This window comes from Stenotrophomonas sp. LM091, assembly GCF_001806305.1.
In the GTDB taxonomy this organism is placed as follows: domain Bacteria; phylum Pseudomonadota; class Gammaproteobacteria; order Xanthomonadales; family Xanthomonadaceae; genus Stenotrophomonas; species Stenotrophomonas bentonitica_A.
The window spans coordinates 2,115,001-2,117,500 of sequence record NZ_CP017483.1 but is presented as its reverse complement, the minus strand read 5'-3'; the positions used below and the strand labels follow the sequence as shown (position 1 = coordinate 2,117,500).

Below are 2,500 nucleotides of genomic sequence, written 5' to 3'. Positions count from 1 at the left end.
GAGTGAAATAGATCCTGAAACCGTGTGCGTACAAGCAGTAGGAGCTCGAAAGAGTGACTGCGTACCTTTTGTATAATGGGTCAGCGACTTACTGTTCGTGGCAAGCTTAACCGTATAGGGGAGGCGAAGGGAAACCGAGTCTGATAAGGGCGCATAGTCGCGGGCAGTAGACCCGAAACCGGGTGATCTAGTCATGGCCAGGGTGAAGGTGCCGTAACAGGTACTGGAGGCCCGAACCCACGTCTGTTGCAAAAGACGGGGATGAGCTGTGATTAGGAGTGAAAAGCTAATCGAACCCGGAGATAGCTGGTTCTCCTCGAAAGCTATTTAGGTAGCGCCTCATATGTATCCTCTCGGGGGTAGAGCACTGTTATGGCTAGGGGGTCATCGCGACTTACCAAACCATTGCAAACTCCGAATACCGAGACGGACTGTATGGGAGACACACGGCGGGTGCTAACGTCCGTCGTGAAAAGGGAAACAACCCAGACCCACAGCTAAGGTCCCAAATTCACTGCTAAGTGGAAAACCATGTGGAAAGGCACAGACAGCCAGGAGGTTGGCTTAGAAGCAGCCACCCTTTAAAGAAAGCGTAATAGCTCACTGGTCGAGTCGGTCTGCGGGGAAGATTTAACGGGGCTAAGCAGTGAACCGAAGCTTGGGGTGTGCATATTTATATGTACGCGGTAGAGGAGCGTTCCGTAAGCCGTTGAAGGTGGATTGAGAAGTCTGCTGGAGGTATCGGAAGTGCGAATGCTGACATGAGTAACGATAATGCGGGTGAAAAACCCGCACGCCGAAAGCCCAAGGTTTCCTTGCGCAACGTTAATCGGCGCAGGGTGAGTCGGCCCCTAAGGCGAGGACGAAAGTCGTAGTCGATGGGAAGCAGGTTAATATTCCTGCACCTCGCGTAAGTGCGATGGAGGGACGGAGAAGGTTAGGTGTACCCGGCGTTGGTTGTCCGGGGGAAAGGCGGTAGGTTTGGATCTTTGGCAAATCCGGGATCCTTTAAGACCGAGCACCGAGACGAGTCTTTAAGACGAAGTCACTGATACCACGCTTCCAGGAAAAGCTCCTAAGCTTCAGCTTACGCAGACCGTACCGTAAACCGACACAGGTGGGTAGGATGAGAATTCTCAGGCGCTTGAGAGAACTCGGGTGAAGGAACTAGGCAACATGGCACCGTAACTTCGGGAGAAGGTGCGCCCTTTTTGGTGGCTCATGCGAGCTATAGCTGAAGAGGGCCGCAGTAACCAGGCCGCTGCGACTGTTTATCAAAAACACAGCACTCTGCAAACACGAAAGTGGACGTATAGGGTGTGACGCCTGCCCGGTGCTGGAAGGTTAATTGATGGGGTCAGCCGCAAGGCGAAGCTCTTGATCGAAGCCCCAGTAAACGGCGGCCGTAACTATAACGGTCCTAAGGTAGCGAAATTCCTTGTCGGGTAAGTTCCGACCTGCACGAATGGCGTAACGACAGCGGCGCTGTCTCCACCCGAGACTCAGTGAAATTGAAATCGCTGTGAAGATGCAGCGTTCCCGTGGCAAGACGGAAAGACCCCGTGAACCTTTACTATAGCTTTACACTGAACGTTGAGTTCGTCTGTGTAGGATAGGTGGGAGGCTATGAAACCATGGCGCTAGCTGTGGTGGAGCCATCCTTGAAATACCACCCTGTCGTGCTTGACGTTCTAACCTAGGTCCATAATCTGGATCGGGGACCGTGTATGGTGGGTAGTTTGACTGGGGCGGTCTCCTCCTAAAGAGTAACGGAGGAGCTCGAAGGTACGCTCAGCGCGGTCGGACATCGCGCACTGTGTGCAAAGGCATAAGCGTGCTTGACTGCAAGATCGACGGATCAAGCAGGTAGGAAACTAGGACTTAGTGATCCGGTGGTTCTGTATGGAAGGGCCATCGCTCAACGGATAAAAGGTACTCCGGGGATAACAGGCTGATACCGCCCAAGAGTTCATATCGACGGCGGTGTTTGGCACCTCGATGTCGGCTCATCACATCCTGGGGCTGTAGTCGGTCCCAAGGGTATGGCTGTTCGCCATTTAAAGTGGTACGCGAGCTGGGTTCAGAACGTCGTGAGACAGTTCGGTCCCTATCTGCCATGGGCGTTGGAGATTTGAGAGGGGCTGCTCCTAGTACGAGAGGACCGGAGTGGACGAACCTCTGGTGTTCCGGTTGTCACGCCAGTGGCATTGCCGGGTAGCTATGTTCGGAAGCGATAACCGCTGAAAGCATCTAAGCGGGAAGCGCGCCTCAAGATGAGATCTCCCGGGGCACAAGCCCCTGAAGGAACCATATAGACTATGTGGTTGATAGGTCAGGTGTGTAAGTACAGCAATGTATTGAGCTAACTGATACTAATGATCCGTGTGGCTTGACCATATAACCTCAAGTTGCCTTGGCCGACATGACATGTCGATAGATCCCAAGTGCACGCTACGTCACAAGACTTACGAGAGGCAGGCGCCTTAATCCGTTCCTTAGG

At 53.3% G+C, this 2,500-nt stretch carries 1 rRNA gene (cut by a window edge); it reads left to right on the top strand.

The annotated features are described in order from the left end of the window. A 23S ribosomal RNA gene (locus tag BIZ42_RS09230) occupies positions 1–2,397 on the top strand; it begins 481 nt to the left of the window's first position. Positions 2,398–2,500 lie beyond the last annotated feature (103 nt).